The sequence below is a fragment of the Streptomyces noursei genome (genome assembly GCF_016917755.1).
GTDB lineage: Bacteria > Actinomycetota > Actinomycetes > Streptomycetales > Streptomycetaceae > Streptomyces > Streptomyces yunnanensis.
Genome location: NZ_CP070326.1, coordinates 2,525,595 through 2,549,184, shown reverse-complemented (window position 1 = coordinate 2,549,184; position 23,590 = coordinate 2,525,595). Strand labels below are relative to the sequence as shown.

The window sequence follows — 23,590 nt, the reverse complement described above, 5'->3', positions numbered from 1 at the left end:
CATTGAAGCCGCGCCAACTTGATTCGCGCTGGTCGGGCGGGCTGGTGTGAGGCCGTCGAGGGAGCCTTGGGCTGGTGGTGGGCGGTAGTCCGTCGTCTTGATCGTCGGGCGAGAGTCACGGGCGGTCTGTCCGTTTCCAGGCCAGGGGGCTGAGCGGGTTCGTAGGCTCGCGGGATGACGGAGATCAGCGAAGTCGCCGAACGCGTCGCCGCTCGCCGGGCGGAACTCGACGAGGAGGAGAAGCTCCTGGTCGAACGACTTGAGAAGGTCCGCGCCGAGCGCGAGGATCTCGCTGCGGCGATGCGCGTGTGGGAGCGCATGCGCGCTCAGCTGGAGGCGGAGCAGGCCGCCACGCAAGCGGTGCCCGCGCAGGTCGGCGGCCGTGGCGTGCTGCTGGTCCGGCACCGCGAGGCGGGCATCGCCGAGGACGCGCTGCCGCCGGACTACCAGCAGACCATGAAGATCGTCCGGGAGGCGGGCGGCCCGGTACGCGTCAAGGACGTCGGCACCGCGCTCGGCCTCGAAGTAGAGGTCAAGGGCCGACTGGAGCCACTGCGCGGGAAGCTGACCAAGCTGTCGGGCCGGGGCTGGCTGCGCAAGCTGCCCGACGGGCGCTTCCAGCGCATGCCGTAGCCACGGCCGCAGGCCGTAACCGGCGTGCCCCCGGCGGCCGTTGACTTCGACGTGTACATGAAGAAGATCAACGAGCCCACCGGGGACACCGGCTTCCCTGTCTACCAGTGCCGTCTGCCGGTGTCCCGGAAAACCAACGAATACTGCGCGGGCCTGCTGCGGCGCCACCTCAAGACGATCGGCTCGCGTTGGCGCCGCCTGGAGCCTGGGCAGATCGTCGTCATCGTCCTCGCCGTGCTCCGCCACGACCAGCGCATCGCCGACATGGCCGGCGGCAACCAGATCGGCGAAACGACCATACGACGCTGGCGAGATGAGCTGACTGCCCTGCTCGCCGCCCGTGCACCGCGGCTGGACCGCGCGTGCAAGAAGATCGTCAAACGGGGCGGCGAAGTCGTCCTGATCGACGGCGCCCTCATCCCCACCGTCCGCCGCACCGGCAAGGACAACCGGCCCAACTACTCGGGTAAACACCGACGTCACGGCCTGCACTTCCTCGCCCTCACCGACGAGAAGGGCCGCCTCATCTGGATCTCCGCGGCCCGCCCCGGCCGCACCCATGACATCACCGCGGCCCGCCGCGACCACATCCTCGAGCATCTGCGCGCCGCCGGTCTCGGCGCCCTGGCCGACCTCGGCTTCCTTGGGCTGGACGACGACGATGACCAGCCGGTCGTCGTCACCGGTTACAAAGCCACCCGCGCCCGCAAGCTCACCCCCGGCCAAAAGGAGGCCAACCGCGTCCTGGCCGCCTCACGCGCTCCCGTCGAACACGGCTTCGCCCACCTCGAGATGTGGCGCACCCTCGCCAAGCTCCGTACCGATCCGGCCCGCGCCACCGAACTCGTGCGAGCTCTGCTCGTGCTGACGAACCTTGAGGCGAACCGCTGACAGGCAATCAAGGGCAGAGACCGTCGCTCGCGAACCGCATGGGCATGCCCCTCAACGATCACGCCACCTCGCTGACCCGCGACTTCACGTTGGCACGGCTTCAATCCTGGGGCATGTCGATGAGTAGGCGAATACCGTCGATCAGTGCCCGTGCCTGCCCATCGGGCCAGTCCGCGATCCGGTCCGCAAGGTGCCGGGTCAGCGCGTTGCGGAGCCCAGTGACCGTGGCGTGACCCTTGGGCGTCAATGCGAGCAGGGTGGCCCGGCCGTCGCAGGGGTCGGGGCTGCGCTCAAGCAGACCCGCGCTTTCGAGCCGGTCGGCGTAGCGGCTTGCGCCGGATCGGTCGATGCCGACCTCGTCGGCAAGCCGCGCCGCCGATTGCGGTCCGAGTCGAGCCAGCCCACTGAGCACCGGGTAGGTCTGACGATCGACACCCGTCGGTGCCGAGTCGAGGACCGCGTCGTAGAGCACGCTGCGGTTGCGCCGCAGCAACAGCTGTCCCAGCGCTTGCTCCAGGTCCCGTGCCAAACCCGTATTCGCCATCCACCAATGATACGTGCGAAGCGCACGGAATGGGCGTACTGTTGCGTGCAAGTCGCACGCACTTCTCTTGGGAGGTCTCATGGTCGTAGGTAATGTGCTGACCCGGCGGATCACCGGTCAGCCGGACGACGCTGCGGTCGACATCGCGCGCTACTTCCAGCCGTCCGACGTTCAGGTCACCGATGGCGTCGTCAGCGACTACCCGGAGTGCGTCGAGCACATCACACAGGTTCCCCAAGGCGCGTTACTCGGCCTTGCAGACACCGAGCTTGCGACGTTGATCGGCGCGGGCGAGGTTGTTGAGCGACTGATGGGCACGCGGCGGACCGAGGGGACACGGTGATGACCGAGAGGCGTCGCAGCGCGCTGATCGGGCCGGTGCTGGTGCTGGCCACGCTGGTCGCCAGCATCATCAGCTCGTTCGGTGCTCCGCTGATCCCCACTGTTGCTCGCGATTTTCATGAGTCGCTGAGTACGGCGCAGTGGTCGCTGACCGTGGCGCTGCTGGTCGGCGCGGCGAGTTCCCCGGTCCTGGGTCGGCTCGGCGACGGCCCGCGACGGCGAGTGACGTTGCTCGGCGGCTTGGCCGTGGTCACGGCGGGCGGTGTCGTGGCTGCGCTGGCAGGCGGCTTCGGGATGCTGCTCGTCGGCCGCGGACTGCAGGGCGTCGGGCTCGGGCTGGCGCCGCTGGCGATGGCCACCGCCCGGGAAGAACTGCCGCAGGCCAAGGTCGCGCCGATGATTGCGCTGTTGTCGGTATCGGCGGGGGCCGGCCTCGGCGCCGGTTACCCGATCAGCGGGTTGCTCGCCGAGGAGTGGGGATTGGCGGGTGCGTACTGGTTCGGCACGATCGTGTCCGGCCTCGCGTTGATCTGTGTCGCCGCAGTCGTACCGTCGAGCGCGGGGCGTAGCGCCCCCAACCGGCTCGACTGGGCCGGCGCCGTGCTGCTCGCGCTGGCGATGGTCACCGCACTGGTGGCAGTGGCAGAGGGGACACAGTGGGGCTGGGGCTCGCCGGCGATCACCGGCCTGTTGGCCGTCGGCGTAGTGCTCTTCACGGTGTGGGCCGTGCAGCAACTGCGCGCCGGGAACCCGCTGGTTCAGCTGCGTCTGCTGCGCCATCCATCCGTGCTTTCCGCCGATGCCTGCGCCATGGTGCTCGGCGTCGCGATGTACATGGTGCTTTCGGGGGTGACGGAGTTTGTGCAATCCCCACGCTCGGGCGGATTCGGGTTCTCCGCATCGGCCGTCGTGGCCGGCCTCGTCCTCATCCCCCTGTCCTTCTTCATGCTGATCAGCTCCCGCACACTGCCGGCCTTGGTGACACGCATAGGGATCCGGGCGGTGCTGACACTGGGCTGCCTCGTAGCCGCGCTGGGCTGCGGATTCTTCGCGGTCTTCCATGGCGCCCTGTGGCAAGCCTTCGTGATGACGGGTGTCCTGGGAGTGGGACTGGGCACCACCTTCGCCGCGATTCCCGGTTTGATCGTGCAGTCGATCCCCGCTCGGGAGACAGGTAGCGCCATGGGCTTCTACCAAGTGGTCCGCTTCACCGGCTTTTCCCTGGGCAGCGCGCTCACCGCCACCATCCTGGCCGCTCATGTCAGCGGCAATGGTCAGCCAGCGGTGGGCGGTTACACCATGGCGCTGTGGTTCTCCGCCGGCTTCTGTGTCCTCGCCGCCGCCCTTGCCTGGTTCCTGCCCGCCCGATCCACCCGGCTCACGCCCGCGGAGCGCCTGCCCGCCGACGAGGTCCGGCTACTGGAACAGGCCGACGGCGACGACGTCTTGTCGTAGGCAGCCCCCAGGCCTGACGCCCCGCGCCAGAGTCCGCCTCTCCTGCCCGTGGTTCGATCCACGGACCCCGTCCAGCCACGTCAGGGCTGCATCGTGGTTCCTGAACGGGGCACGGGCGTTGCGCGGCGGCACCGGTAGATCGGCAATGTGCAGCCGGTCTCCGTACAGGATCCGGTCGGCGGAAGGACGGAGCACTTGGACACCAGGGTGTCCACCGAGCCATCCCGTCTGCGATCAACTGGTTCCGTGGCGTTACTCTGCCGCTCTGCATAGAGTCATGCAGCACGATCTCGGCAAGCAGGAGTCTCAACATGTTGCGCTCCGCTCTCCCACACGTATTGAAGGCCCGTGGCTCGGTCGTCGCGTCGAAGTCAACGGCCGTCGGGGGCGCGCCGGTTACGGCCTGCGGCCGTGGCTACGGCATGCGCTGGAAGCGCCCGTCGGGCAGCTTGCGCAGCCAGCCCCGGCCCGACAGCTTGGTCAACTTCCCGCGCAGTGGCTCCAGCCGGCCCTTGACCTCTACTTCGAGGCCGAGCGCGGTACCGACGTCCTTGACGCGTACCGGGCCGCCCGCCTCCCGGACGATCTTCATGGTCTGCTGGTAGTCCGGCGGCAGCGCGTCCTCGGCGATGCCCGCCTCGCGGTGCCGGACCAGCAGCACGCCACGGCCGCCGACCTGCGCGGGCACCGCTTGCGTGGCGGCCTGCTCCGCCTCCAGCTGAGCGCGCATGCACTCCCACACGCGCATCGCCGCAGCGAGATCCTCGCGCTCGGCGCGGACCTTCTCAAGTCGTTCGACCAGGAGCTTCTCCTCCTCGTCGAGTTCCGCCCGGCGAGCGGCGACGCGTTCGTACCGCCTACGCCGGATCGTCGGCCTGTTCTTCGGAGCCATGCTCTGGCTCGGTGTCGCGGCTGGGTGCCTGCTCACGCGCTGAGCTTGTTCTCCCTCCTCGTTCTCACTCACGGATCCACCGCCAGACCGGTCACGGGACCCATCGGACACGCCCCAAGCCGTGGCCCTCGAATGAACGTGTCGCCGTGCCTGGGCGCATGAATGCCGGGTGCACGGCCTGGTGACCGAGCGCGTAAGCCGATCCCGGCCGCTCAACCGTGACCACGCCGGGCTGCAGATCAGTGCCCGTGAAGTCGCCGTCCGCACAGCCCGGGGCCTCTTCGCGGTCAGTTCCGATCTGCCAGGCGGCGGCGGGCGGTGCCCGCCGGAGCGGTCAGCGGGATGTCGTCGTCCATGGACGGTCGCCTCGGCACCGCTGGCGCCGCTCCAGGTGAACTCCCCCTGAAGCAGCGCCACTTGATGGCGTCGGCGCACTCCTAGTACGAGTAGAACCCCGACCCGCTCTTGCGCCCGAGCCGTCCCGCGTCCACCATCCTCTGCAACAGCGGGGGAGCGGCGTACAGCGGCTCCTTGTACTCCTCGTACATGGAGGCGGCGACCGAGGCCACGGTGTCCAGGCCGATCAGGTCGGAGAGCCTGAGCGGGCCCATCGGGTGGGCGCAGCCCATCTCCATGCCGTGGTCGATGTCCTCGCGGCTGGCCATGCCGGACTCGAACATCCGGATCGCGGAGAGCAGGTACGGGATGAGCAGGGCGTTCACCACGAAGCCGGAGCGGTCCTGGGCGCGGATGGCGTGCTTGCCGAGCACGTCCTGGACGAGCGACTCGGCGCGCTTGAGGGTCTCCTCGCCGGTGGTCAGGGCGGGGATCAGTTCGACGAGCTTCTGGACCGGTGCAGGGTTGAAGAAGTGGATGCCGATGACCTGGTCGGGCCGCGAGGTCGCCACCGCCAGCTTCACCAGCGGGATGGACGAGGTGTTGGAGGCCAGGATCGCGTCCGAGCGGACCACCACCTGGTCGAGCACCTGGAAGATCTCCGTCTTGACCTGCTCGTTCTCCACCACGGCCTCGATGACGAGGTCGCGGTCGGCGAACTCACCGAGGTCGGTGGTGAAGCTGAGTCGGCCGAGCGTCGCATCGCGCTCGGCCACGGTGATCTTGCCGCGTTCGGCGGCTTTGCCGAGGGAGTTGGTCAGGCGGGTACGCCCCAGCTCCAATGCCTCGCCGGTGGTCTCCGCGACCTTGACGTCCAGCCCGGCGCGGGCGCACACCTCGGCGATGCCAGCGCCCATCTGGCCGCAGCCGACCACTCCGACGCGTGCAATGTCGGCGAATGAGTCCGTCACCTCGTGCCTTTCGCTGATCTTCAGGACCGGCGGTACGCCGTAAGGGTCCGGCGCCCGCCTCGCCCCCGACGTTACTCCGCGAGGTGCTGGGAGGACGGCGCCGGGGCGGGCATTCTGAGCCTGCCACATCGGACGAAACGGACAAGATGGGGGCTTTTCATGCGAGGGATCACACGCCGCGGGTTCGGCGCCGCGACACTGGGCGCGGCCTCCTGGCTGCTGGGCCCGGGCGCCGAGGCCGCCCGGGCCGCCGAGGGCGCCCCGGTCGCGCGGGAACTGCGCGGGATGTGGCTGGCGACGGTCGCCAACCTGGACTGGCCGACCCGCCCCGGCCTGGACCGCACCACCCAGCAGCGGCAGCTGACCATGCTGCTGGACACGGCGGTCGAGCGGCGGCTGAACGCGGTGTTCTTCCAGGTACGGCCGACGGCGGACGCGCTGTGGCCGTCGCGGTACGAGCCCTGGGCGCAGTACCTGACCGGGGTCCAGGGCCGCGACCCGGGCTGGGACCCGCTGGGGTTCGCGGTCCGCGAGGCCCACCGGCGCAACCTGGAGCTGCACGCCTGGTTCAACCCGTACCGGGTGGCCAACCACACCGACCTCGGCCGGCTGAGCCCCGACCACCCCGCCCGCCGGCACCCGGGCTGGATCGTCCCCTACGGCGGCAAGCTCTACTACAACCCCGGGCTGCCCGAGGTCCGCCGCTTCGTCCAGGACGCGATGCTGGACGCGGTGCGCCGCTATCCCGTCGACGGGGTGCACTTCGACGACTACTTCTACCCGTACCCGGTCGCCGGCCAGGCGTTCCGCGACGACGCGGCCTACGAGGCGTACGGCGCGGACTTCGCCTCCCGCGCCGACTGGCGGCGGGACAACATCGACCGGCTGATCCGGGAGATGGGGCAGCGGATGGTGGCGATTGACCGGCAGGTGCGCCTCGGCGTCAGCCCGTTCGCAGTCTGGCGCAACGCCGCGACCGACCCGCGCGGCTCCCGGACCGAGGCCGGGGTGCAGACCTACGACGACCTCTACGCCGACACCCGGCGCTGGGTGCGGGAGGGCTGGATCGACTACATCGTGCCGCAGGTGTACTGGCCGCTGGGCTTCGCCGCGGCCGACTACGCGGAGCTGGTGCCGTGGTGGGCCCGGACCGTGGCGGGCACCCAGGTGGAGCTCTACATCGGCGAGGCCCTCTACAAGGCGGACCGGAACGCGCAGTCGGAAGCCTGGCGGAACCCGGCCGAGCTCTCCCGCCATGTCTCCTTCGCCCGCCGCTACCCGCAGGTCCGCGGGCACGTCTACTTCTCGGCCAAGGACGTGGTGCGGGACCCGCTGGGCGCGCTGGCCCGGGTCGTCGAGGACCACTACGGGGGCCCGGCACGGCGGTGATCGCGGCTGCCGCCGGGCGGTCGCACGGACGCGGCGGTGGCGGGCCGCCCGCCACCGCCGCGAGGTCCGTCAGTGGATGGTGTGGGGTTCGGTCGACTTGGGGTGCTGGACGACGCAGTCCGGGCCGGGCCACATGATCGTTTCGTGGCCGTCCTCGGCGCGGATGCGGTAGGGCGGTTCGCCGTTGGTCCCCAGCACTTCCACGATCTCGACCATGTGGTCGCCATGACCGACGGTTCTGCCGTGCACCAGCAGCCGGTCGCCCTTGCTCGCGTGCATCTGGGCTCCTCCCGCCTCGGGTGGCCGCCGACCGGGGCGGCCGACGCGCACGACGGCCGGGCGGTGGAACGGCCAAACGGATTGCGGGCCCGGGAACGGCCCGGACGGCACGACTGCCGTCGCCGCCAGTTTATGTCCGCACGCCCGGGGCGCACCCGGTGAAGCGGGCCCGCGCCCCGGCCCGCGGCCCCGCCGCCCGGGTCCGTCAGGTGCGTGCCCGCTGGGTGACCACGATGCACGCCAGGACCGCCAGCGCGGTCAGCGGCGCGGCCGGCGGCAGCTGCTCGCCGAGCAGCACCACCGACCACACCAGGGTCAGCAGCGGCTGGGCGAGCTGGAGCTGGCTGGCCCGGGAGACGCCGATGGCGGCCATCCCGCGGTACCAGACCACCATCCCCAGGAACGTCGAGCCGACCGCCAGCCACAGCAGCCCGGCCACCGCGCGGCCCGTAAGGTGCGGCGGCTCGGCGCACAGCGCCCACACCGCGCCCGGCCCGGTCACCGGCAGCGCCAGCACCAGGGCCCAGCCGATCACCTGCCACCCCGGCATGTGGCGGGCCAGCCGGCCGCCCTCGGCGTAGCCCGCCGCGCACACCAGCAGCGCCGCGAAGAGATACAGGTCGCCGGTGGTCGGCGCGCCGCCGCTCTGCTGCAGCGCGAAGGCGATCACGGCGGCGGCGCCGACCGACGCGGCGATCCAGAACGTACGCGAGGGCCGGGCCCCGGTGCGCGCCACCGAGCAGGCGGCGGTGGCCAGCGGCAGCAGGCCGATCACCACGGCGGCGTGCGAGGTGGTGGAGGTCTTCAGTGCGAGGGTGGTCAGCAGCGGGAAGCCCAGCACCACCCCGCCGGCGACCACCGCGATGCCGGCCCAGTGGCGGCGTTCGGGGACCCGGGCCCGGCAGACCGCCAGGCACGTCCCGGCCAGTGCGGCGGCCAGCACGCTGCGCAGCATCACCACCGTCCAGGCGCCCATGCCCGTCAGCGCCCAGGCGGTCGCCGGGAAGGTCAGCGAGAAGGTGGCGACCCCGAGGGCGGCGAGGAGGGCGCCGGAGCCGGACGCGCGGGCCGGGGGCGCCGGGCGCGGTGCGGCAGGGCCGGCGGCCGGGGTGGGATCCGGGGCGGTGACCGCTATCGGCGTGGCGGCAGTAGCGCTATCGTTGGCTCTCATGCATGAGCGTAGCAGTGGTGCTGAGCTGGCCGCGATCCTGCGAGAGGAGCTAAAGCGCTACTCTCCCGGTGAGAAGCTGCCGTCGAGTCGCGCCCTGGTCGAGCGCCACCGGGTCAGCCCGGTGACGGTCTCCCGGGCGCTCGCCGAACTGGCCGCCGAGGGGCTGGTCGTCACCCGCCCCGGTGCCGGGGCCTTCCGCGCCGAGCCGCGCCGCGCGACCCCGCCCCCGGTCGACACCTCCTGGCAGGAGATCGCGCTGAGCGCCGAACCGGCCGGCGACCAGGTGCCGCGCAGCGTCGACGCCTCCGGGGTCCTGGCCACGCTCTCCGCCCCCGGGCCCGGCGTCATCGAGCTCAACGGCGGCTATCTGCCGCCCGCCCTCCAGCCCGAACGCGCCCTGGCCGCCGCGCTGGCGCGGGCCGGCCGGCGGCCCGGCGCCTGGAGCCGCCCGGCGGTCGACGGGGTGCCGGAGCTGCGGGCCTGGTTCGCCCGGGAGATCGGCGGCCCCGGCGGCCCGCTCTCCGCCAACGACGTGCTGATCACCGCCGGCGGCCAGAGCGCCCTGACCGCCGCGCTGCGCGCCCTCGCCGCGCCCGGCGCCCCGGTCCTCGTCGAGTCGCCGACCTACCCCGGCATGCTCGCCGTCGCCCGGGCCTCCGGGCTGCGCCCGGTGCCGGTCCCGATGGACGCCGACGGCGTCCGCACCGATCTGCTCGCCGACGCCTTCCGGGTCAGCGGCGCCCGGCTGTTCGTCTGCCAGCCGCTGTTCCAGAACCCGTCCGGCGCGGTGCTGGCCGCCGAGCGCCGCCGGGAGGTGCTGCGGGTGGCCCGGGCGGCCGGCGCCTTCGTCGTCGAGGACGACTTCGCCCGGCTGCTGGGGCACGCCGACGCGCCCCCGCTGCCACCGACCCTGCTCGCCGACGACCCGGACGGCACCGTGGTGCACGTCCGCTCGCTGACCAAGGCGACCTCGCCGAGCCTGCGGGTGGGCGCCCTGGCGGCCCGCGGCCCGGTGTTCGACCGGCTGCGCGCCATCCAGGTCGTCGACAGCTTCTTCGTGCCCGGCCCGCTCCAGGAGGCCGCACTGGAACTCGTCGGCTCGCCCGCCTGGCCGCGTCACCTCCGTCTGATCGCGGGGGAGTTGACCTCCCGTCGGCAGACCGTCCGGGCCGCCCTGCAGCGCGAACTGCCGGCGCTGGCCGTGGCGGGCGCCGGGCAGCGCACCGCGCTCGGCGGCTACCACCTGTGGCTGCGGCTGCCGGACGGCACCGACGAGGCGGCGCTGACCGGTGCCGCACTGCACGCGGGCGTCGCGGTCGCGGCCGGCCGCCCCTACTTCGCCGCCGAGCCGCCGGCCGCCCACCTCCGGCTGAGTTACGCCTCGGCGGCCGGCGCCGCCGAACTGACCGAGGGGGTCCGCCGGCTCCGCACCGCCTGCGACGAACTGGGCGTACCGGTGGCCTGAACGGGACGGCGGGGCCGGGCCCGGCAACCCGTTCGACGCGGGCCCGACCCTTCTGCCAGGCTCCGGGCATGACTGCCCGCGCCCTCGACGGCTACGAGATCTCCACCGACCCGGACCGCCTCGACTCCGGCCTGGTCCACGACTGGCTCGCCAACGACTCCTACTGGGCCCTGGGCCGTACCCGCGCGCACCACGACCGCGCCGTCGCCGGCTCGCTCAACTTCGGCCTGTACGAGGCGGCTTCGGGCCGTCAGGTCGCCTACGCCCGGGTCGTCACGGACCACGCCACCTTCGCCTGGCTCTGCGACGTCTACGTCTCCCCCGACGACCGCGGCAAGGGCCTGGGCACCGCCCTGGTGGAGGAGGTCGCCGAGCACCTGGCGTCGCAGGGACTGGCCCGGCTCACCCTCGCCACCAAGGACGCGCACGGCGTCTACGAGAAGGTCGGCTTCCGGCCGCTGGCCGCCCCCGAGCAGTGGATGACGCTGGGGCTGCTCGACCCGGGCCCGGTCGGCCCCTGACCCGCGCCGGGAGCCCGCCGATGACCGAGCGTGCCGTCCCGCCGCCCGACGACTGGGCGGTCCGGGCGCTGCGCGACCTGGCCGCCGACGCCGCGCCGACCCCGCTGCGGCCGGTGCGCCTGCCCGCCCTCCCGGAGATCGACCTGTACGTCAAGGACGAGTCGGCGCACCCCACCGGCAGCGTCAAGCACCGGCTGCTGCGCGAGCTGTTCCGCGCCGCCGTCCAGGACGGGACCCTCACCGAGGGGACGCCGGTGGTGATGGGCAGCGGCGGCGCGGCGGCGGTGGCCGGGGCGTACTTCGCCCGGCTGCTGGGCCTGCCGTTCACCGCCGTCCTGCCGCGGACCGCGCCGGCCGCCGCCCACGACCGGATCGCGGCACACGGCGGCCGGTGCCGGACCGGCGAACTGCCGCCCGCCGCCGTGCTGGAGGAGGCCCGGACGCTGGCCGGGCGCACCGGGGGCCGTTTCCTCGACCACTTCGCCGCGGCCGGGCGGTCGCCGGACGGTCCGGCCCCGATGCCGGACCTCGGCACCGAGATCCTCGACGGGCTGCGGGGCGCCCGCCATCCCGTCCCGCGGTGGCTGGTGACCGGCGCCGGCACCGGCGCCACCTCCGCCTCCCTGGGCCGCCATCTGCGCCGCCACGGCCTGCCGACCCGGCTGGCCGTCGCCGACCCGGAGCACTCCGCCTACTTCCCGGCCTGGGCGAGCGGCTGCGGCGACTACGCGACCGGGATGCCGTCCCGGATCCCGGGCATCGGCCGCCCGCGCACCGAACCCGGCTTCCGGCCGGAGCTGATCGACCTGGTCGTCCCGGTCCCGGACGCCGCCTCCGTCGCCGCGATGCGCTGGCTGCACCGGGCCGCCGGCCTGGCCTGCGGCCCGGCGACCGGCACCGCGCTGTGGGCGGCCTGCCACCTCGCCGCGCGCCTGCGGGCCGAGGGCACCGGGGGCGGCCTGGTCCTCCTCGCCGGGGACGGCGCGGAGCCGTACCGCACCACCCATCTCGACGCCGGCTGGCTGGCCGCAAAGGGGCTCGAACCGGCCCCGTACGAGGCCGGGTTGGCGCGCTTCGCGCAGAGCGGCCGGTGGACCTGGCCGCCCGCGTCCCGCTGAGCCGGCGGCGGCCCGCCCGGCGCCTCACGCCCCGGCGTCCGGCCCCCGGCCCGGCCGCCCGGCCTCCCGCATCAGCCAGGCGTTGGCCGCCGCGACCCGGCCGCCCACCTGCAGCTTGGCGTAGGCGTGCTCCAGGTGCTTGTCCACCGTGCGGGGGCTGATCGCCAGCCGGTGCGCGATCTGCTGGTTGGTCAGACCGTCGGCGAGCAGGCGCAGCACGGCCGATTCGCGGCGGGTGACCAGGTCCCGGGCCGGGGCCGGGGCCGGCGGGGCGAGGCGGCCCATGACCCGGCTGAGGCGGGTGCGCAGCAGCACCGCTGCGGCCACGTCCGCGTCGCTGAAGTCGCTGCCGTGGCGGTCGCGGCTGACCACCACCGAGACCCGCCGCGGAACGCCCGCGGCATAGCCCGCGGGGAAGGACATCGCCAGCTGCCGCTCGGCCCCGAACGGCCGGTAGACATCGGAGTAGACCGGGAGCGCGTGGAACTCGCCGGGGGTCTGCAGCGTCGAGCGGCGCAGCGGGACGCCGCTGCCGATCCGGGTGTGCCGGACGAAGGAGTCGCACCACCACCCGCGGTCGAACGCGTCCAGCACGTCCTGGCTCAGCAGGTCGTCCGGGAGGGTGCGCAGCGGATGGGCGGGGTCGGGTCGGGGCGACCAGATGATGCTGTCGCCGGGCAGCGCGCCGAGCAGCAGCGGCAGCAGCGCCGGAACCAGGGTGTCCTCGTCCACGGCGTCGATCAGGAGGTCGACGACGGAGAGGATGCGCCGCAGGCCGGCCTCCGCGGCCGCGCTCATACATCCAGCCTGCCGAGCCCTTCAGCCCGGGTCAAGGCCGCTCGGAGCGGCTCCCGGGGCGTTGCCGGGAGCCGCCCGGAGCGGGGCCGCCCGGCCGGCCGGGGGAAGACCGGCCGGGGGCGTCGGGCGGGTCAGCGCCCGACGGCATAGACGCGGTTGACCGGGCTCTGGGCCGCCAGCCGCCAGTGGTGCAGCCCGGCCGCGTCGGCGAGTTCCCGCAGCGCCCGCTCGCCCGCGTGGTTCCCCAGCGCCTGCGGGCCGTGCTGGGCCAGCGCGGACGGCAGGCAGACGGCCACCGAGGCGGCGGTCAGCACCCGGCCGACCGGGTTGGCGTTCTCCTCGGCGTGCGGGGAGGCGTTCGGTTCCACGATCATGCAGGTGCCGCCCTCGGCGAGGGCGTGCTCGGCGTGCCGGAGCGCGGCGCCCGGGTCGCCGATGTCGTGCAGGCAGTCGAAGTAGGTGATCAGGTCGAAGTCCTCGCCGGGGAAGTCGTCGGCGCCCGCCACCTCGAAGGTCACCCGGTCGGCCACGCCCTGCTCGGCGGCGATCCCGCGGGCCGCCTCCACGGACGGGCGGTGGAAGTCGTAGCCGGTGAAGCGGGAGTTGGGGAACGCCCGCGCCATCAGCGCCGTCGAGTAGCCGTAACCGCATCCGACGTCCGCCACCGCGGCCCCGCGCTCCAGCTTCTCCACCACACCGTCCAGCGAGGCCAGCCACTCGGGCACCAGCGACGCCGCGTAACCGGGGCGGAAGAACTTCGCGGTGCCCTCGAACAGCGCCGCTCCGTGTTCCTCCCAGCCGATGCCCTCGCCGGTGCGGAACGCGTCCATCAGGCTGTCCTCGGTGGCGTACAGCGCCTGCAGCATGGTGAAGAAGCCGGCCGCGTAGCTGGGCAGCCCGGGCTCGGCGAGGACCGCGGCGTGCTCGTCCGGGAGCAGGTAGGTGTCGCGGTCCGGCGCGTACGTCACGTACCCGCCGGCCACCTGGGCCGCCAGCCACTCCCGGACGTACCGCTCGACCAGCCCGGTGCGGGCGGCGAGCTGGGCGGAGGTCAGCGGGCCGACGCCGGCCATCGCCCGGTACAGCCCGAGCCGGTCGCCGAGAGAGGTGCACAGGCCCGCGACCGCGGCCCCGCCGTCGGTGATCACCCGTTCCAGGAACGCGCTCACCCGTTCCTGCCGGGTGGTCCCGCCGCCGACGGCGCCCGGTGCGGCCGGGGCGGACACCGCCATGGCCGTCACCTCCTCGCCTTGCTGCTTCCACTGCACCAGCTCCGACCGCCGTCGCGCCATACGCGGTTCCCCGTATACGCGCGGCGCCTGAGCCGACGGGGGAGCGGTGGCCCCTGCCCGGCCGTCCCCGCGGGGCGGCCGGGCCCCGTGTGCCTCCGGGCGGGCCCCCGATACCCGCGTTCGGGCCCGCTGCGGTCGTCCGGCCGCGCCGCCGGGCGCAGGATCGTCCTGGGACGGATCGTCCCGGACGGACCAGGCACCAGGAACGCACGGACGGGAGCGACCCGATGGCGGACGGCGCCGCACGCGACGCGGGGGAGCGCCGCGCCGCGGACCGGCCGCCCGCCGGCCTGGACCGCCGGCACTTCCTCGGCGCCGCCACCCGCATCGCGGCCCTGGCCACCGGCCTGGCCGGCTGCGACTCCCCGGCCGGCACCCGCGGCCACCGGCCCGCGGACCCGCTCACCGCCGAGCGCACCCGCCCCGGCAGCCCGGACTGGCGGCTGCGCGCCACCGGCCCGCCGGACGCGATCGAGGGCTATGCGGACCGGGTGAGCGTGCTGCCCGGCGAGGAGTTCGGCCTGCACGTCTCCACCACCGCGCCCGGCTTCCGCATCTGCGCCTACCGGGTCGGCTGGTACGGCGGCGCCCAGGCGCGGCTGGTGTGGCGCTCGGCGCGGCTCGCCGGGCGGCGCGGCCCGGACCCGCGGCTGCTGGCCGCGACCCGCACGGTGGTGGCCGGCTGGCCGCGCAGCACGGCCGTCCGCACCGACGGCTGGCCGCCCGGCGCCTATCTGCTCCGCCTCGACACCGACCACGGCCACCAGCGGTACGTCCCGCTGATCGTCCGCTCGGCCGGCGCCGCGGGCCGCACCGCCCTGATGCACGCGGTGACGACCTGGCAGGCGTACAACGCCTGGGGCGGCCACAGCCTCTACCGGGGCCGGGACGGCGCCTACGCCACCCGCTCGCTGGCGGTCACCTTCGACCGCCCCTACGACGCCACCGGCGCCGAGAAGTTCCTGGTCTACGAGCGCGCCCTGGTGGTGCTGGCCGAACGCCTGGGCCTGCCGCTGGCCTACACCACCTCGGTGGACGTCCACCGCGACCCGTCCGCGCTGCGCGGCGCCACCGCCGTGCTCTCCCTCGGCCACGACGAATACTGGACGCCGCAGCAGCGCGCGCACGTCACCCGGGCCCGCGACAGCGGCACCAACATCGCCTTCCTGGGCGCCAACGCCTGCTTCCGCCGGGTCCGTCTGGACGCCGGCGAGGACGGCCCGCTGCGCACCGTGACCTGCTACAAGACCGCCTACCGCGACGACCCGGGGTTCGCCGACCACGGCGACCCGCCCACCCACGACTTCCGCGCACCGCCCGCCGCCGACCCGGAGTCGGCCCTGACCGGCGTGTTCTACGAGGGCTACCCGACGGACGCGCCCTACGTGGTGCACGGCGCCGGCCACTGGCTCTTCGAGGGGACCGGCGTCAGGACCGGCGACGCCTTCCCGCACCTGGTCGGCGTGGAGTACGACCGGGTCACGCCCGAGGCCCCCACCCCCGCCGACCTGGAGATCGTCGCGCATTCCCCGCTGGTCTGCCAGGGCCGCGCCAGCCACGCCGACTCCGCCTACTACACCGTCCCCGGGGGTGCCGGCGTCTTCGCCACCGGCACCATGCGCTGGGTCGAGGCCCTCATGGCGGGCACCCGGGACGACGGCCGCGACCACGGCATGGACCGCCGCACCGGCGCCTTCGTCACCCGCACCACCGAGAACCTGCTGCGTGCCTTCGCCGCGGGCCCGGCGGCGCAGCACCGCCCGGCGCCGGAACCGAACACCGGCCGGGTGTACGGGAGATGAGCCGGCCGGCCCCCGGCCCGGGCCCCGGCGCGGCGTGATGCCCGGGCCCCTTCCCGTGTCCGGGGCCGCCCTCCGCCCCTCTTGCCCCGGTGAGCACATCTCTCTTGCGCGGGTGAGCAAAACGTCTTGCTCGGGCGAGCAAACCCGGCTACCGTCTTGCTCATGCAAGCAAAGAACAGCACGGCCAAGCAAAAGGCGACGCGCAAGACCGGCCAGCCCTCGTTCACCGAGTCGGGCCGCCGGGCCCAGATCGTCGCCGCGGCGATCGACGTCATCGCCGAGGTCGGCTATCACCGGGCCTCGTTCGCGAAGATCGCGGAGCGCGCCGGGCTGAGCAGCACGGGGATGATCTCCTACCACTTCGACGGCCGGGACGACCTGATGCGTGAGGTCGTCACCGAGGTGATGCGGCTCGCGGACGGCTTCATCCGCCCCCGCATCGAGGCCCACGAGAGCTACGCGGCCCGCCTGCGCGCCTCCATCGAGGGCAACCTCGACCTGTTCGCCGAGTACCCCAACCACCTCGCGGCGATCGTCGAGATCCTCGGCAACCTCCGCGGCGAGGACCCCGGCATGGTCGCCTTCCTCGGCACGACGGAGGCGAACCTCGCCGTCCAGGTGGAGCAGCTCCGCAAGGCGCAGCGCGCCGGCGAGTTCTGCGACTTCGACCCGTGGGTGATGATGCGCGCGATCCGCGCCGCCATCGACGACGTGGTGCGCCGCGCCACCCACGATCCCGATCTCGATGTACGGGCCGCCGGCCGGGAGTTGGCGGACCTGTTCGACCGCGCCACCAGGAGGGCGTCATGACCGCGGACACGGGGGCACACACCATGGCCACGCACCGGGCACCACGGACCGAAGCGGACGGGGCCCTCGCGGCGGCCGCCCGGCGCCGCACGAAGGCGCTGCGCCGCCGGCTCGCCGCGCAGCTCCTCTTCGAGCTGGCCCTCCCGCTCGGCTCCTACTACGGACTGCGCGCGGCCGGCCTCGACCAGTGGCTCGCGATGGCCGTCGGCGGCGCGCTGCTGCTGCCGTGGATCGCCTACGGCATCGTGCGGCAGCGCCGGGTGGAGGCGATGGCGGTGTTCACGCTGAGCCTGGTGGTGATCGGCACGGTGCTGACCCTGATCTCCGGCAGCCCCCGGGTGGTGATGATCCGGGACAGCTGGCTGACCGCGGCGATCGGCCTCTGGGTGCTCGGCACGCTGCTCACCCGGCGCCCGTTCATCATGACCGCCTCGCGCGGCATCGTCATCGCCAAGGTCGGCGAGGCCGGACTGGTCGAGTGGGAGGCGCGGTGGGACACCGAGCCGACGTTCCGCCATCACCTGCGGCTGGTCACGGCGGTGTGGGGCGCGGTCTTCCTGCTCGACGCGGTGCTGCGGGTGGTGCTGGCGTACACGATCCCGGTGGACGACTTCCCGCTCACCAGCACCGTGCTGTGGCTGGTGATGCTCGGCGGGCTGTTCGCCTGGCACAACTGGTACCTCACCCGGCACGGCATGAAGCTGTAGGGGAGCCGTGGACACCGACTACGAGGTGCTGATCGCGGGGGCGGGCCCGACCGGCCTGCTGCTCGCCAACGAGCTGGGCCTGGCCGGAGTGCGGGCGGCCGTCGTGGAACGGCTGCCCTTCCGGACCGGTCGGTCCAAGGCACTCAACCTCCAGCCGCGCACCGCCGAGGTGCTGGACTGCCGAGGCTGGCTGGAGCCGGTCCTGGACCGGTCGCTGACGCTGCTCCCCGCCGGCCACTTCGCCGGACTTCCGCTCCACTACGACGCGCTGGACACGCCGTTCCCGCACCAGGTCGGCATCCCGCAGGCCCGGGTCGAGGAGTTCCTGGAGGACCATCTCGCCGGGTACGGCGTCCCGGTGCTGCGGGGACGGGAGTTGACGTCGTTCCGGCAGGACGAGGGCGGTGTCACCACCACCCTCCGCGGGCCCGACGGTGCGGAGCGCACCGTCCGGGCCGGGTACCTGGTGGGCGCGGACGGCGGGCGCAGCACGGTGCGCCGCGCCCTGGGCGTGCCCTTCCCGGGGTGGGACGGCCGGATCGGCATGGTCGTCGCCGACGTCGAACTCGTCGCGCCCGCCGCGGCGGAGGCCGGATCCGCCGGCCCCGGCGAGGCATGGCGCCTGCCCGACCTCACCCCGGACCCCGCGGGCGTCGCCTTCCTGCTCCCGCTCGGCGACGGGGTGCACCGGCTGATCCTCGGCGGCCCCGATCAGCAGGGCGTGGACCGCGACGCCCCGGTCACCGAGGACGAGGTGCGCACGGCGCTGGCCCGCTGCCCCGGCCCGCCGCGCGAACTGCGCGCCGTCCGCTGGGCGTCCCGCTTCACCGACGCAGCCCGGCAGGCCGAGCGGTACGCCGACGGCCGGGTGCTGCTGGCCGGCGACGCGGCCCACATCCACGCCCCCGCCGGCGGGCAGGGCCTCAACCTCGGCATGCAGGACGCGTTCAACCTGGGCTGGAAGCTGGCCGCGGTGATCCGCGGCCGGGCCCCGGACGGCCTGCTGGCCACCTACGACGCCGAGCGGCACCCGGTCGGCGCCCGGGTGCTCGCCAACACCCGCGCACAGATGGTGCTGACGCTCCCCGACCCGGATGCCGTGGTGGTCCGCGAGATGTTCGCCGACCTGCTCACCGTGCCGGAGGCCAACCACCGCATCGCCGCCGTGATCGCCGGCACGGACATCCGCTACCCGATGCCCGACGCGCCGGACCACCCGCTGCTGGGGGCGCGGCTGCCCGGCGTCCGGCTGCCGTCCGGCCGCGGCGTCCTGCTGGCCGGCGCCGCCTCGACGGCCGCCGCCGCGGCGGACGGCTGGGCGGACCGGGTCGACCGCGCCGATGTCGGGCCCGCGGCGGGCGCCGGCGAGGCACTGCTGGTCCGCCCTGACGGGCACGTCTGCTGGGCCGGCCGGGACGGCGGGGCGGAGGGCCTGCGCGCCGCCCTGGCCCGGTGGTTCGGCGCGCCCCGCCCGGGCCGCCCGCCCGGCATTGCATAAAACTGCAATCATCCGTATAGTCATGCCATCGAGACGGAGGGTCCAGGGGTCATGACGGTACGAGCAGCAGTCGCCGGTGCGAGCGGATACGCGGGAGGGGAACTCCTGCGCCTGCTCCTGGGGCACCCGGAGGTCGAGATCGGCGCGGTGACCGGGCACTCCAACGCGGGGCAGCGCCTGGCCGCGCTCCAGCCGCACCTGGCCCCGCTCGCCGACCGCGTGCTGGCGCCGACCTCGCCCGAGGCGCTGGCCGGCCACGACGTGGTGTTCCTCGCGCTGCCGCACGGCCAGTCCGCGGCGGTCGCCGAGCAGCTCGGCCCCGAGGTGCTGGTGGTGGACTGCGGCGCGGACTTCCGGCTGAAGGACGCCGCCGACTGGGAGGCGTTCTACGGTTCGCCGCACGCCGGCACCTGGCCGTACGGCCTGCCGGAGCTGCCCGGCGGCCGCGCGGCGCTGCGGGGGTCCAAGCGCATCGCGGTCCCGGGCTGCTACCCCACCGCCGTCTCGCTCGCGCTGTTCCCGGCCTACGCGGCCGGCCTCGCCGAGCCGGAGGCCGTGATCGTCGCGGCGTCCGGCACCTCCGGCGCGGGCAAGGCCCTCAAGCCGCACCTCCTGGGCTCCGAGGTCATGGGCTCGATGAGTCCGTACGGCGTCGGCGGCGGGCACCGGCACACCCCGGAGATGATCCAGAACCTCGGCGCGGCGGCCGGCGAGCCGGTCACGGTGTCCTTCACCCCGACCCTGGCGCCGATGCCCCGCGGCATCCTCGCCACCTGCTCGGCCAAGGCCCGACCCGGCGTGGACGCCGAGGCGGTGCGCGCCGCCTACGAGAAGGCGCTGGCCGGCGAACCGTTCGTCCGGCTGCTGCCCGAGGGACAGTGGCCCACCACCGCCGCCGTGTACGGCTCCAACGCCGCACAGATCCAGGTGGCCCTCGACCCGGCGGCCGGCCGGATCATCGCGATCAGCGCCATCGACAACCTGACCAAGGGGACCGCGGGCGGCGCGGTCCAGAGCATGAACATCGCCCTCGGCCTCCCCGAGGAGCTGGGACTTTCCGCGACGGGAGTCGCGCCGTGAGGGTCGCACGCGCGGCCACCGGCCGGCGGACGACCGGGGGCACCTCCCAGGCCCTTGAGGCACTGGGGGAGGATGCCGCGCCGCTGCGCTGCGCGGGCGAGAAGGACACGAGCCGCTGCGGCGGCGGGGCGAACGAGGAGAAGCAGTGAGTGTGACGGCAGCGCAGGGATTCCTCGCGGCGGGCATCGCCGCCGGGATCAAGGAGAACGGCAACCCCGATCTCGCCCTGGTGGTCAACAGCGGGCCGCGCCTGGCCGCCGCCGGCGTGTTCACCTCGAACCGCGTCAAGGCGGCGCCGGTGCGGTGGTCCGAGCAGGTCCTCAAGGGCGGCCGGGTCTCCGCGGTGATCCTCAACTCCGGTGGCGCCAACGCCTGTACGGGCCCGCTCGGCTTCCAGGACACCCACGCGACCGCGGAGAGGGTCGCCGAGGTGCTGGACGGGCACAGCGCCGCCGAGGTCGCGGTGGCCTCCACCGGCCTGATCGGCGTGCGATTGCCCATGGACAAGCTGCTGCCCGGCGTCGAGAAGGCCGCGGCCGAACTCACCGGCCACGGCGGCGAGAAGGCCGCGATCGCCATCAAGACCACCGACAGCGTCCACAAGACCGCGCAGGTCACCAAGGACGGCTGGACGGTCGGCGGCATGGCCAAGGGCGCCGGCATGCTCGCCCCCGGCCTGGCCACCATGCTCGCCGTGCTGACCACCGACGCCGACGTGCCGGCCGAGCAGCTGGACGCCGCGCTGCGCGCCGCCACCCGCGCCACCTTCGACCGGGTCGACTCCGACGGCTGCATGTCCACCAACGACACGGTGCTGCTGCTGGCCTCCGGCGCCTCCGGTGTCGTGCCGGACCAGGACGCCTTCGCCGAGGCGGTCCGGGAGGTCTGCGACGACCTGGCCCGGCAGCTGATCGGCGACGCGGAGGGTGCCAGCAAGGACATCCGCATCGAGGTGATCAACGCCGCCGACGAGGACGACGCGGTCGAGGTCGGCCGCTCCATCGCCCGGAACAACCTGCTCAAGTGCGCCATCCACGGCGAGGACCCCAACTGGGGCCGGGTGCTCTCCGCGATCGGCACCACCGCCGCCGCCTTCGACCCGGACCGGCTCAACGTCGCGATCAACGACGTCTGGGTCTGCAAGAACGGTTCGGTGGGCGAGGACCGGGAACTGGTGGACATGCGCTACCGCGAGGTGCGGATCACCGCCGACCTCGCCGCCGGCACGGAGTCCGCGGTCATCTGGGCCAACGACCTCACCGCCGACTACGTCCACGAGAACAGCGCGTACTCCTCATGACCGGCCCCGCCGCGCACCGGCGCGTACCGGACGGACACCCCACGGAGCGGAACGAGGCCGCCGCATGACCACCCGTAAGCACACCGCGCTCCCCAAGGCCCGCACGCTCGTCGAGGCGCTGCCCTGGCTGACCCGGCACCACGGCAAGACCGTGGTGATCAAGTTCGGCGGCAACGCCATGGTCGACGACGAGCTCAAGCGCGCCTTCGCCCAGGACGTGGTCTTCCTGCGGCACGCCGGACTGCGCCCGGTCGTCGTCCACGGCGGCGGCCCGCAGATCAGCGCCCAGCTCGAACTCCTCGGCCTGCAGTCGGAGTTCAAGGCCGGGCTGCGGGTCACCTCGCCCGAGGCGATGAACGTCGTCCGGATGGTGCTGGCCGGCCAGGTCCAGCGCGAGCTGGTCGGCCTGCTCAACGAGCACGGCCCGCTCGCCGTCGGCATGACCGGCGAGGACGCCCGGCTGATGTCCGCCACCAAGCACTACGCGGACGTCGACGGCGAGCGGGTCGACATCGGCCGGGTCGGCGAGATCACCGCCATCGACCCCGGCGCGGTGCGGGCGCTGCTGGACGACGGCCGGATCCCGGTGATCTCGTCCGTCGCCCGCAGCAGCGACGACGGCGACGGCGCCGGCGTCTTCAACGTCAACGCCGACACCGCCGCAGCCGCCCTGGCGGCGGCGCTCGGCGCGGAGACCCTGATGGTGCTCACCGACGTCGAGGGCCTCTACGAGGACTGGCCGCACAGCGACGAGGTGATCTCCCGGCTCACCGCGAGCCAGCTGGAGAAGCTGCTGCCCGACCTGGCCAGCGGCATGGTCCCGAAGATGCAGGGCTGCCTGCACGCCGTGCGCCACGGCGTGCGCAACGCCCGGGTCATCGACGGGCGGGTCCAGCACTCGATCCTGCTGGAGATCTTCACCGACGAGGGCATCGGCACGATGGTGGTCCCGGACCCCGATCCGGCGACGGCCACCGGCCCGCACGGCAGCACCACACACCACACTGCGGAGGGGACGGCATGAGCAACGGCACGGCGGCGGACACCCCGGCCACCCGGGGCACGGTGACCGGCGGAGGACCGGTCACCAACGAGGGGCTCACCGGGCGCTGGCAGGGCGCCATGATGGACAACTTCGGCACCCCCCGCGTCCCGCTCGTCCGCGGCGAGGGCGTCACCGTCTGGGACGCCGACGGCAGTGCCTACCTCGACTTCCTCGGCGGGATCGCGGTCAACGCGCTCGGCCACGCCCACCCCGCGGTGGTCCGCGCGGTCTCCGACCAGGTCGCCACCCTCGGCCACGTGTCGAACCTCTTCGTCGCCGAGCCCACCGTGGCCCTGGCCGAGCGCCTGCTCGCGCTCACCGGCCGGCCCGGCCGGGTCTACTTCTCCAACTCCGGTGCCGAGGCGAACGAGGCCGCCTTCAAGATCGGCCGGCTGACCGGCCGCACCCACATGGTCAGCACCACCGGCGGCTTCCACGGCCGCACCATGGGCGCCCTGGCCCTCACCGGCCAGCCCGCCAAGCAGGACCCGTTCCGCCCGCTGCCCGGCGACGTCGACCACGTCCCGTACGGCGACGTGGACGCCCTGCGGGCCGCCGTCACCACCGACACCGCCATGGTCGTCCTGGAGCCGATCCAGGGCGAGAACGGCGTGGTCGTCCCGCCGCCCGGCTACCTCCGGGCCGCCCGCGAGATCACCGCCGCCACCGGCACCCTGCTGGTCCTCGACGAGATCCAGACCGGCATCGGCCGCACCGGCCACTGGCTGGCGTCCACGGCCCAGGGCGTCGAGGCCGACGTCATCACCCTCGCCAAGGGCCTCGGCGGCGGCCTCCCCATCGGCGCCACCCTCGCCTTCGGCCCGGCCGCCGACCTGCTCACCCCCGGCTCGCACGGCTCGACGTTCAGCGGCAACCCGATCGTCTGCGCCGGCGCCCTCGCCGTCCTGGACACCATCGAGGCGGACGGCCTCCTCGACCACGTCCAGCGGGTCGGTGCGCGCCTGCGCGCCGGCATCGCCGCCCTGGAGCACCCGTTGGTCGGCCAGGTCCGCGGCGCCGGGCTGCTCCTCGGTATCGTCTTGACCGGGCCCCTCGCGTCACACGCGCAGCAGGCGGCCCAGGACGCGGGCCTTCTGGTCAACGCGGTCGCGCCGGACGTCATCCGGCTCGCCCCGCCGCTGATCGTCTCCGACGAGCAGGTGGAGACCTTCCTCCAGAAGCTCCCCGGCGTCCTCAAGAAGGCCGAGGAATCGGCCAACGGGGTACGAGGATCCGGAGACTGACGCAACG

Annotated in this window: 24 protein-coding genes; 17 read left to right on the top strand and 7 right to left on the bottom strand. The window is 73.8% G+C overall.

Annotation, left to right across the window (positions count from 1 at the left end; genetic code table 11):
- The first annotated feature begins 174 nt into the window (after positions 1-174).
- A complete protein-coding gene (locus JNO44_RS11285; protein ID WP_235092879.1) occupies positions 175-633 on the top strand; it encodes a hypothetical protein in 459 nt (152 codons plus the stop codon).
- Positions 634-690: 57 nt separating this feature from the next.
- Positions 691-1,524, top strand: a complete 834-nt coding sequence (locus JNO44_RS11280; protein WP_205363562.1) for a transposase family protein — start codon at positions 691-693, stop codon at positions 1,522-1,524.
- 100 nt (positions 1,525-1,624) lie between these two features.
- Here the strand turns inward: JNO44_RS11280 and JNO44_RS11275 are convergent, their stop codons facing one another.
- A complete protein-coding gene (locus JNO44_RS11275) occupies positions 1,625-2,068 on the bottom strand; it encodes a MarR family winged helix-turn-helix transcriptional regulator (protein WP_205363554.1) in 444 nt (147 codons plus the stop codon).
- A 79-nt stretch (positions 2,069-2,147) separates the two neighbouring features.
- Here JNO44_RS11275 and JNO44_RS11270 point away from each other — a divergent pair, with 79 nt between their 5' ends.
- Together JNO44_RS11270 and JNO44_RS11265 are read left to right on the top strand one after the other, a co-directional pair.
- Complete coding sequence (locus JNO44_RS11270; protein WP_205363542.1) at positions 2,148-2,411, top strand: hypothetical protein; 264 nt, start codon at positions 2,148-2,150, stop codon at positions 2,409-2,411.
- Positions 2,411-3,865, top strand: coding sequence for an MFS transporter (locus tag JNO44_RS11265; RefSeq protein WP_205363540.1), 1,455 nt, complete (start codon positions 2,411-2,413; stop codon positions 3,863-3,865). The genes JNO44_RS11270 and JNO44_RS11265 overlap by 1 nt, the downstream gene beginning before the upstream one ends.
- A 415-nt stretch (positions 3,866-4,280) precedes the next feature.
- On the opposite strand, the gene JNO44_RS43370 is transcribed toward JNO44_RS11265, so the two are convergent.
- Together JNO44_RS43370 and JNO44_RS11255 are read right to left on the bottom strand one after the other, a co-directional pair.
- Positions 4,281-4,793 carry a hypothetical protein gene (locus tag JNO44_RS43370; RefSeq protein WP_240167521.1) on the bottom strand — a complete coding sequence of 171 codons (513 nt, stop codon included), beginning with the start codon at positions 4,791-4,793 and terminating at the stop codon, positions 4,281-4,283.
- A gap of 401 nt (positions 4,794-5,194) precedes the next feature.
- Positions 5,195-6,064, bottom strand: a complete 870-nt coding sequence (locus JNO44_RS11255) for a 3-hydroxybutyryl-CoA dehydrogenase (RefSeq protein WP_039637932.1) — start codon at positions 6,062-6,064, stop codon at positions 5,195-5,197.
- Positions 6,065-6,223: 159 nt separating this feature from the next.
- Between JNO44_RS11255 and JNO44_RS11250 the strand changes: the two genes are divergently transcribed.
- On the top strand, positions 6,224-7,453 hold the full coding sequence (locus JNO44_RS11250; protein ID WP_205363537.1) for a glycoside hydrolase family 10-like protein: 1,230 nt from the start codon (positions 6,224-6,226) through the stop codon (positions 7,451-7,453).
- 69 nt (positions 7,454-7,522) lie between these two features.
- Here JNO44_RS11250 and JNO44_RS11245 read toward each other — a convergent pair whose 3' ends face one another.
- On the bottom strand, positions 7,523-7,732 hold the full coding sequence (locus JNO44_RS11245; protein ID WP_039637934.1) for a DUF1918 domain-containing protein: 210 nt from the start codon (positions 7,730-7,732) through the stop codon (positions 7,523-7,525).
- A 205-nt stretch (positions 7,733-7,937) separates the two neighbouring features.
- Entirely contained in the window at positions 7,938-8,903 is a 966-nt protein-coding gene (locus tag JNO44_RS11240; RefSeq protein WP_205363528.1) for a DMT family transporter, read from the bottom strand.
- On the opposite strand from JNO44_RS11240, the gene JNO44_RS11235 reads away from it, so the two are divergent.
- The 3 genes from JNO44_RS11235 to JNO44_RS11225 all read left to right on the top strand — a co-directional run bounded on the left by JNO44_RS11235 (position 8,902) and on the right by JNO44_RS11225 (position 12,007).
- On the top strand, positions 8,902-10,368 hold the full coding sequence (locus JNO44_RS11235; protein WP_102923682.1) for an aminotransferase-like domain-containing protein: 1,467 nt from the start codon (positions 8,902-8,904) through the stop codon (positions 10,366-10,368). The genes JNO44_RS11240 and JNO44_RS11235 overlap by 2 nt on opposite strands.
- A 68-nt stretch (positions 10,369-10,436) precedes the next feature.
- Positions 10,437-10,889 (top strand): GNAT family N-acetyltransferase, encoded by a 453-nt coding sequence (locus JNO44_RS11230; RefSeq protein WP_205363526.1) that lies wholly within the window; start codon positions 10,437-10,439, stop codon positions 10,887-10,889.
- 20 nt (positions 10,890-10,909) lie between these two features.
- Entirely contained in the window at positions 10,910-12,007 is a 1,098-nt protein-coding gene (locus JNO44_RS11225; protein WP_205363524.1) for a pyridoxal-phosphate dependent enzyme, read from the top strand.
- A gap of 24 nt (positions 12,008-12,031) precedes the next feature.
- Here JNO44_RS11225 and JNO44_RS44400 read toward each other — a convergent pair whose 3' ends face one another.
- Positions 12,032-12,805 (bottom strand): helix-turn-helix transcriptional regulator, encoded by a 774-nt coding sequence (locus JNO44_RS44400; RefSeq protein WP_205363522.1) that lies wholly within the window; start codon positions 12,803-12,805, stop codon positions 12,032-12,034.
- Positions 12,806-12,936: 131 nt separating this feature from the next.
- The gene (locus JNO44_RS11215) at positions 12,937-14,037 is read right to left on the bottom strand and encodes a class I SAM-dependent methyltransferase (RefSeq protein WP_205369670.1); all 1,101 of its coding nucleotides are present in this window, start codon (positions 14,035-14,037) and stop codon (positions 12,937-12,939) included.
- Between the two features lie 287 nt (positions 14,038-14,324).
- Between JNO44_RS11215 and JNO44_RS11210 the strand changes: the two genes are divergently transcribed.
- The 9 genes from JNO44_RS11210 (at position 14,325) to JNO44_RS11170 (ending at position 23,583) form a co-directional block, all read left to right on the top strand.
- A complete protein-coding gene (locus tag JNO44_RS11210) occupies positions 14,325-15,899 on the top strand; it encodes a N,N-dimethylformamidase beta subunit family domain-containing protein (RefSeq protein WP_205363521.1) in 1,575 nt (524 codons plus the stop codon).
- 162 nt (positions 15,900-16,061) lie between these two features.
- A complete protein-coding gene (locus JNO44_RS11205) occupies positions 16,062-16,709 on the top strand; it encodes a TetR/AcrR family transcriptional regulator (RefSeq protein WP_205363519.1) in 648 nt (215 codons plus the stop codon).
- Entirely contained in the window at positions 16,706-17,416 is a 711-nt protein-coding gene (locus JNO44_RS11200; RefSeq protein ID WP_240167520.1) for a VC0807 family protein, read from the top strand. The genes JNO44_RS11205 and JNO44_RS11200 overlap by 4 nt, the downstream gene beginning before the upstream one ends.
- A 7-nt stretch (positions 17,417-17,423) precedes the next feature.
- On the top strand, positions 17,424-18,914 hold the full coding sequence (locus JNO44_RS11195) for an FAD-dependent monooxygenase (protein WP_205363517.1): 1,491 nt from the start codon (positions 17,424-17,426) through the stop codon (positions 18,912-18,914).
- A gap of 51 nt (positions 18,915-18,965) precedes the next feature.
- Entirely contained in the window at positions 18,966-19,994 is a 1,029-nt protein-coding gene (gene argC / locus JNO44_RS11190; protein WP_205363515.1) for an N-acetyl-gamma-glutamyl-phosphate reductase, read from the top strand.
- Entirely contained in the window at positions 19,991-20,143 is a 153-nt protein-coding gene (locus JNO44_RS11185; RefSeq protein WP_205363513.1) for a hypothetical protein, read from the top strand. The genes argC and JNO44_RS11185 overlap by 4 nt, the downstream gene beginning before the upstream one ends.
- Positions 20,140-21,294 (top strand): bifunctional glutamate N-acetyltransferase/amino-acid acetyltransferase ArgJ, encoded by a 1,155-nt coding sequence (gene argJ / locus JNO44_RS11180; RefSeq protein ID WP_205363511.1) that lies wholly within the window; start codon positions 20,140-20,142, stop codon positions 21,292-21,294. Before JNO44_RS11185 ends, argJ begins: the two co-directional genes overlap by 4 nt.
- Before the next feature lie 64 nt (positions 21,295-21,358).
- Entirely contained in the window at positions 21,359-22,318 is a 960-nt protein-coding gene (argB, locus tag JNO44_RS11175; protein WP_205363509.1) for an acetylglutamate kinase, read from the top strand.
- The gene (locus tag JNO44_RS11170; RefSeq protein ID WP_205363507.1) at positions 22,315-23,583 is read left to right on the top strand and encodes an acetylornithine transaminase; all 1,269 of its coding nucleotides are present in this window, start codon (positions 22,315-22,317) and stop codon (positions 23,581-23,583) included. The genes argB and JNO44_RS11170 overlap by 4 nt, the downstream gene beginning before the upstream one ends.
- Positions 23,584-23,590: the final 7 nt, after the last annotated feature.

Coding starts and splice junctions, on each gene's coding strand:
- JNO44_RS11285 (WP_235092879.1), top strand. CDS start 175: ATGACGGAGATCAGCGAAGTCGCCGAACGCGTCGCCGCTCGCCGGGCG.
- JNO44_RS11280 (WP_205363562.1), top strand. CDS start 691: ATGAAGAAGATCAACGAGCCCACCGGGGACACCGGCTTCCCTGTCTAC.
- JNO44_RS11275 (WP_205363554.1), bottom strand. CDS start 2,068: ATGGCGAATACGGGTTTGGCACGGGACCTGGAGCAAGCGCTGGGACAG.
- JNO44_RS11270 (WP_205363542.1), top strand. CDS start 2,148: ATGGTCGTAGGTAATGTGCTGACCCGGCGGATCACCGGTCAGCCGGAC.
- JNO44_RS11265 (WP_205363540.1), top strand. CDS start 2,411: ATGACCGAGAGGCGTCGCAGCGCGCTGATCGGGCCGGTGCTGGTGCTG.
- JNO44_RS11250 (WP_205363537.1), top strand. CDS start 6,224: ATGCGAGGGATCACACGCCGCGGGTTCGGCGCCGCGACACTGGGCGCG.
- JNO44_RS11245 (WP_039637934.1), bottom strand. CDS start 7,732: ATGCACGCGAGCAAGGGCGACCGGCTGCTGGTGCACGGCAGAACCGTC.
- JNO44_RS11235 (WP_102923682.1), top strand. CDS start 8,902: ATGCATGAGCGTAGCAGTGGTGCTGAGCTGGCCGCGATCCTGCGAGAG.
- JNO44_RS11240 (WP_205363528.1), bottom strand. CDS start 8,903: ATGAGAGCCAACGATAGCGCTACTGCCGCCACGCCGATAGCGGTCACC.
- JNO44_RS11230 (WP_205363526.1), top strand. CDS start 10,437: ATGACTGCCCGCGCCCTCGACGGCTACGAGATCTCCACCGACCCGGAC.
- JNO44_RS11225 (WP_205363524.1), top strand. CDS start 10,910: ATGACCGAGCGTGCCGTCCCGCCGCCCGACGACTGGGCGGTCCGGGCG.
- JNO44_RS44400 (WP_205363522.1), bottom strand. CDS start 12,805: ATGAGCGCGGCCGCGGAGGCCGGCCTGCGGCGCATCCTCTCCGTCGTC.
- JNO44_RS11215 (WP_205369670.1), bottom strand. CDS start 14,037: ATGGCGGTGTCCGCCCCGGCCGCACCGGGCGCCGTCGGCGGCGGGACC.
- JNO44_RS11210 (WP_205363521.1), top strand. CDS start 14,325: ATGGCGGACGGCGCCGCACGCGACGCGGGGGAGCGCCGCGCCGCGGAC.
- JNO44_RS11205 (WP_205363519.1), top strand. CDS start 16,062: ATGCAAGCAAAGAACAGCACGGCCAAGCAAAAGGCGACGCGCAAGACC.
- JNO44_RS11200 (WP_240167520.1), top strand. CDS start 16,706: ATGACCGCGGACACGGGGGCACACACCATGGCCACGCACCGGGCACCA.
- argC (WP_205363515.1), top strand. CDS start 18,966: ATGACGGTACGAGCAGCAGTCGCCGGTGCGAGCGGATACGCGGGAGGG.
- argB (WP_205363509.1), top strand. CDS start 21,359: ATGACCACCCGTAAGCACACCGCGCTCCCCAAGGCCCGCACGCTCGTC.
- JNO44_RS11170 (WP_205363507.1), top strand. CDS start 22,315: ATGAGCAACGGCACGGCGGCGGACACCCCGGCCACCCGGGGCACGGTG.